The following is a 5,259-nucleotide window of genomic DNA, read 5'->3' on the forward strand; positions in this document are numbered from 1 at the left end:
CTACTATGACCTCGGCTGACTTCTCGCCATTCGTTGTTACTACTAAGCGCTGACGAGACCTCCCCGGGTAAGAACGACAACCTTCTGCTCATGTCACTGCTTCATTTACTCAATAGAATTCGGGCAGTATCGGACTTCACTTTGTAATGCAAGCTCATCCGTTCTATTAAGCCTTGATATGAAGTTTCTGTTCGTCAGTGCAAGCATTTGCGTCCGACTTCCTTCAGATTCCGCCTCACGGCGGACACCCTTGTCTTTCGCTAACAGTTCCTACTGCCAAGTCTGTAGTGGACTTTCACCACCAAGTTGTCGCCCATGCCGGGCGCACATCAAAAAAAAGACCTCACTCTACTTAAAGAATGAGATCTTTTGAAAACTAGCTGATTACTTAGTTTTGCGAACGCGCTCTGGAATACGAGCTGCTTTTCCGCGTAGGTTACGTAGGTAGTACAATTTAGCACGACGTACACGACCTTGACGTAGAACTTCGATCTTAGCGACACGTGGTGAATGTACTGGGAAAGTACGCTCAACGCCGACACCGTTTGAAATTTTACGAACAGTGTACATTTCGCTGATTCCTTGACCACGACGCTTGATTACTACGCCTTCAAAAAGCTGAATACGTTCACGTTCACCCTCGACGATACGCGCGTGTACACGAACAGTATCTCCAGGACGAAAATCTGGTAAATCAGAACGTAATTGTTCTTGTGTGATTGCCTCAATTAATGGATTCATTTGCCTTCTCCTCTCGCGCAACACTCTTAAGTACTTGTCTCAGCGGAATATTGCGTAATAAGAGTGGTTGCCCACTCAATTACTTACTTTAACATACTACGTTTTATGTGTAAAGGTTATTTGCTTGATTCGTTGAAAAAAATTACTACTGGTCAGATTCCTGATCCAATTGAAACTCTTTGATCCACTGCTGTTCCTGCTTAGTCAGATCCCTAGTCTCCAGCATATCCGGGCGTCTGAAGTACGTTCGTTTAAGTGACTCTTTATGGCGCCATTCGTCTATTTTAGCGTGGTTCCCGCTCATCAGTACATCCGGCACACCCATGCCTTTATATTCAGCAGGACGAGTGTAATGCGGGTGTTCGAGCAGGCCGCTTGAATGTGAGTCAGTCTGAGCTGATGCGGCGTTACCTAGTACATTCGGAAGCAGACGTACTGAGGCATCGATCATGACCATAGCAGCCAGTTCGCCACCTGTCAGGACGTAATCGCCAAGAGAAACCTCATCCGTTACTAGAGAACGAATACGCTCGTCATATCCTTCATAATGGCCGCAGAGAAACACGAGATGTTCTTCTTCTGAGAAATCCTCGGCCATAGCCTGATTAAATGGCTTCCCTGCCGGATCCATAAGAATGACACGTTTTTTCGTTTCCGGTGAACGTTCCTCGATTGATTCCATTGCGTCAAAGAGCGGTTCAGGTTTTAAAAGCATACCTGCGCCACCACCATATGGCGTATCATCAACGACCTGATGCTTGCCCTTACCGAATTGTCTGAAATTGACGCGATTCACTTCAACGATGCCTTTATCGATGGCCCGACTGACGATTGAATGACCGAGCGGCCCGTCGAACATTTCTGGAAACAGCGTGACGACATCTATTTTCATTAGTCCAGCCCTTCCATTACGTGTACTCTCACGACACGGTTTTCTATATCGACATCCAAAATAACTGGTTCAATATAAGGCAGGAGCAGATCCTTCTGATTCTGACGCTGAACGACCCAGACATCATTCGCTCCCGGAGATAAAACTTCCTTGACCTTGCCTATTTCTTCATCTGTATCATTGTCGATGACGGTACAGCCGATTACTTCATGAATGTAAAATTCATTTTCAGGCAGATCCAGCAGCAAGTCTTCACCGACACGCAGGATTCCTCCGACAAACTTCTGAACCTGATTGATGTTGTAGTAGTCTTCGAAAGTCAGGAGATCGAAATTCTTGTGCTGACGATGTGAACGGACAGTCAGCTCTTCCTTTCCCCCGTCCTTGCCGAACCAGGTCAAAGGCGCGCCTTCATAGTATCGTGCTTCAGGGGTATTCGTGATCGAAATGACCCGGACCTCCCCTTTCAGTCCATGGGTGTTCACAACTTTTCCTACGTCAAAATATTCCATTGCCCTGCTCCTCTCAGTATAGAAAAGCTTCACGTACCGTTTAGCCTCGACAAGAAAATACCTTAGTATCTGTTCGAGCTTCAGCTCTTACAGATATACTTGAGATCGCCGGAGCGATAGCGAGTAGACCTTACAAGTTGTAGTGCTTTAGCACGTACAACTATTGTTGAGATCGACCGAGCGATAGCGAGTAGAGGAAATTTGCCCCGAATTGCTGTGACTCTAGCATTTCAATGCGTAGAGACAGAGTATGCGGAAGAAGAGCATCCTGCGCAATGGGTAAATTTATCTTTTTCTCGAGAGGTTGGTACGTTAAGCTAGACAAAAACTTAATCTATTAAAATTTCATAAAAAAAGGGATGTACTCTAAGAGCCATCCCGGTTGTTTACCTGCTATTTGTGACCATCAAGCCTGCATAGCTGCAGAATGAGTTAGTCAACGATGGTCAGTCGTACACGTTTTGGTCCATCGAACTGAATGCTGTACACGATTGCTCGAATCGCTTTGGCAATACGTCCGCGTTTACCGATCACACGTCCGACATCATCCGGATGAACTTCCAGCATATACTCGTGGAACTCATCGGTGTCTTTCAAATCCAGCTTGATGTCTTCAGGATGACTCACTAATGGCTCGACAATAGTTGTTATCAGCTCGCGCATTTCTTTATCAGTCATAATACCATCCTTCTTAAATAGGCTCAGTATACAGAAGGAAGAAAAGAAGGAGCGCCATGACCGACACAACCCATTCTTTTCTTCTTCATTGAATCATTTAGTTAGACCAATTACTTGCTGTACTTCTCATCGTGGAATTTTTTCATGATTCCTTCTTTAGAAAGTAAGTTTTTAACTGTATCAGATGGTTTCGCGCCATCTTTCAACCATTTCATTACTAACTCTTCATCGATTTTAACTTCAGCTGGAGTTGATACAGGGTTGTATGTTCCAACTTGCTCGATAATGCGTCCATCACGTGGAGCACGAGAATCAGCAACAACTAAACGGTAAAAAGGATTTCTTTTAGAACCCATACGTTTCATACGAATTTTTACTGCCATTTGACTTGCACCTCCTGTTAAATTGTAAAGATATCTTTTATAAAGACCCTTTAATCTGAGTTTTGCTCTTAATCAAACTCACGATATGTATCATACCACGGGAAAAAAGGATTGTAAAGTGTTTTTTCTTTACAGAGTAAAATTTTCAAGATTTTCAGGAAACAAGTAACATCACCGTTCATGGTATACTGGTCACGTAAGAAAGGATGGGTCAGATGACAATAGAAGATCAGGATTTTATCATGCGACAAGTCAAACTGATGGCCAAAGGGATCGGCGTCTTTATGAGCCTGACCACTTTGAAGGAACTGCTTAAACTTGAATTCTCTTTCGACGACGAACTGACTGATCAGGAAATAGACGGGATCATCTACTTGGCCCGTACTGAAGAACTGATCGACAAGAATATACTGTCGAAAAAAGAACTGGAAGAAGCATTAGGAGTCTCATCTGAACGAGTGGATCAGCTTCTCAATAATGAAGCCTCCCCCAATGGAAAAGAACGTGACATCCTTGAGCAGCTTATTGAAGACAATCAGTACTGGATGAATCAGGACGAAACAGACCTATAATAACAGCGTGCACTCTCCTCTGCTTGATTTTGAGAGGTGCATGCTTTTTTACGTTAATCATCGTCTGCTTGTGACGAGTGCTTATGGCTTCGGTTATATAAAAACTGCTTGAATGCTAATCTTATCCAGTGAATCAAAAATAAAAGAATACCAATAAATAGAGCAAAATAACTAATGGTCATGAGAATCTCGCCAATTAAAGTATTAAAAACATTATGTAAAATGATTGTGATCACAGCGTATGGGATTCCTATGCGTATAAAAGCTTTTTTAACGATAGCTAGTCCTCCTTCAGAATTATATTAAAAGTTGAACTTCGTAATTAGTCTATCAGAAAAGTAAAGTCAATATAAGGCACTAAAATTTATGCTACACTTAGGTTACCCGAACGTGCTATATAGATATAGATATTACTGCTTATCAGACTAACAAGCAGGAGAAGCAGCAAGAGGAGAAAAAGATGACTGATAAAAATAAGACTAATAAAGAACAAGATAGTAATAACAGTAACTCATCTGTTGGTTATGGCGTTGCCTTCGGATTGATTGGAGGAGCTTTAATTTCTTTTATTGTAGGAATATTTTTTAGCTTTCCACTAATCTGGGCTTTTGGACCTGGATTTGGCATGCTTATTGGGATAATAATAGGCTCGATAATGCAGTCAAATAAAAATACTAAATAGCTCAACCTAACAGTAACGAAAATGCACAAGCTTAATATTAAACAACCAATCCTACTTATTAGCAAAACATTGAACAATCGGGCATTATTCACTCCATGTCTAAAAGAGTTAACTATTGGGGAAATCCCCCCATAGAGTCCTTTTTTGGATATATGAAGGACACAGTCCTTTAAGAAAGACATGAGACATTTAAAAATTTGTGGAATGCATAGCAGCATTTTTTACGTTTCTAGTTTATAGATAGTAATTCAATTCGTGGAACTCTATCTTTCTTATCACAGTACTTTCCACTTTCTTTACTGCTTATTTCTTGTCTAATACAGAAATAATAGCCGCAAGATAACAAATAGCTGCTATTACCCCTAGGAGTGTATCTTCAAAAAATGAAATCACGAAGAAAGAAATAACAAACCCTATAATAAAAACTAATATCCCTTTTGCGTAATTATAATGCATATAAGTAACCTCCTCGTATAATAAGTTTGTAGTTAAGAATTGTTCTTAACTTAGTTGATTGATTAACTGTTTGAAAGAATGGAGCTTTCTCCCCCATGGGGGAGAAAAATTTCAAAAAGTCGCTTTTGATGATCCATTCACTTTAGTTCTTTGATAATTAAATATCTTGGTTATCGCTTGGTCATTCCGTGCTGTTTCTGTGTAAAATAGAACTAGATGGAAGATGGTTCTAAATGGGATGAAGCTTTCCCCTCCTTGTAGTTCGACTACTCATTGAGCATGCTTCCCGTCACAATGTTGAGACTATTTACTCATAAGCTGTATGGCTTGGTTCTTGTGTCCG

The 5,259-nt window shown here is 41.3% G+C and carries 8 protein-coding genes; 2 read left to right on the forward strand and 6 right to left on the reverse strand.

Annotation, left to right across the window (positions count from 1 at the left end; translation table 11 throughout):
* Nucleotides 1-384: 384 nt before the first annotated feature.
* From rplS to rpsP, 5 genes are all read right to left on the reverse strand, one after another.
* Nucleotides 385-741 (reverse strand): 50S ribosomal protein L19, encoded by a 357-nt coding sequence (gene rplS, locus BLR76_RS11165; protein WP_091268951.1) that lies wholly within the window; start codon nt 739-741, stop codon nt 385-387.
* Nucleotides 742-886: 145 nt separating this feature from the next.
* A complete protein-coding gene (gene trmD, locus BLR76_RS11170; protein ID WP_091268953.1) occupies nt 887-1,633 on the reverse strand; it encodes a tRNA (guanosine(37)-N1)-methyltransferase TrmD in 747 nt (248 codons plus the stop codon).
* A complete protein-coding gene (gene rimM / locus BLR76_RS11175) occupies nt 1,633-2,145 on the reverse strand; it encodes a ribosome maturation factor RimM (RefSeq protein ID WP_091268955.1) in 513 nt (170 codons plus the stop codon). The genes trmD and rimM overlap by 1 nt, the downstream gene beginning before the upstream one ends.
* Nucleotides 2,146-2,577: 432 nt before the next feature.
* Nucleotides 2,578-2,823, reverse strand: coding sequence for a KH domain-containing protein (locus BLR76_RS11180; RefSeq protein WP_091268957.1), 246 nt, complete (start codon nt 2,821-2,823; stop codon nt 2,578-2,580).
* Between the two features lie 110 nt (nt 2,824-2,933).
* Complete coding sequence (gene rpsP / locus BLR76_RS11185) at nt 2,934-3,206, reverse strand: 30S ribosomal protein S16 (protein WP_091268959.1); 273 nt, start codon at nt 3,204-3,206, stop codon at nt 2,934-2,936.
* A 215-nt stretch (nt 3,207-3,421) separates the two neighbouring features.
* Between rpsP and BLR76_RS11190 the strand changes: the two genes are divergently transcribed.
* A complete protein-coding gene (locus BLR76_RS11190) occupies nt 3,422-3,778 on the forward strand; it encodes a hypothetical protein (RefSeq protein ID WP_091268960.1) in 357 nt (118 codons plus the stop codon).
* Between the two features lie 460 nt (nt 3,779-4,238).
* The gene (locus tag BLR76_RS11195) at nt 4,239-4,460 is read left to right on the forward strand and encodes a hypothetical protein (RefSeq protein ID WP_091268962.1); all 222 of its coding nucleotides are present in this window, start codon (nt 4,239-4,241) and stop codon (nt 4,458-4,460) included.
* A 303-nt stretch (nt 4,461-4,763) separates the two neighbouring features.
* On the opposite strand, the gene BLR76_RS11935 is transcribed toward BLR76_RS11195, so the two are convergent.
* Nucleotides 4,764-4,916 (reverse strand): hypothetical protein, encoded by a 153-nt coding sequence (locus BLR76_RS11935; RefSeq protein WP_176759710.1) that lies wholly within the window; start codon nt 4,914-4,916, stop codon nt 4,764-4,766.
* Nucleotides 4,917-5,259 lie beyond the last annotated feature (343 nt).

It is taken from the genome of Alkalibacterium thalassium (assembly GCF_900101165.1).
Taxonomy (GTDB): Bacteria; Bacillota; Bacilli; order Lactobacillales; family Carnobacteriaceae_A; genus Alkalibacterium; species Alkalibacterium indicireducens.

Bases quoted from the DNA above. Each gene is read 5' to 3' on its own strand.
- rplS (WP_091268951.1), bottom strand. From the start codon at position 741: ATGAATCCATTAATTGAGGCAATCACACAAGAACAATTACGTTCTGAT.
- trmD (WP_091268953.1), bottom strand. From the start codon at position 1,633: ATGAAAATAGATGTCGTCACGCTGTTTCCAGAAATGTTCGACGGGCCG.
- rimM (WP_091268955.1), bottom strand. From the start codon at position 2,145: ATGGAATATTTTGACGTAGGAAAAGTTGTGAACACCCATGGACTGAAA.
- BLR76_RS11180 (WP_091268957.1), bottom strand. From the start codon at position 2,823: ATGACTGATAAAGAAATGCGCGAGCTGATAACAACTATTGTCGAGCCA.
- rpsP (WP_091268959.1), bottom strand. From the start codon at position 3,206: ATGGCAGTAAAAATTCGTATGAAACGTATGGGTTCTAAAAGAAATCCT.
- BLR76_RS11190 (WP_091268960.1), top strand. From the start codon at position 3,422: ATGACAATAGAAGATCAGGATTTTATCATGCGACAAGTCAAACTGATG.
- BLR76_RS11195 (WP_091268962.1), top strand. From the start codon at position 4,239: ATGACTGATAAAAATAAGACTAATAAAGAACAAGATAGTAATAACAGT.
- BLR76_RS11935 (WP_176759710.1), bottom strand. From the start codon at position 4,916: ATGCATTATAATTACGCAAAAGGGATATTAGTTTTTATTATAGGGTTT.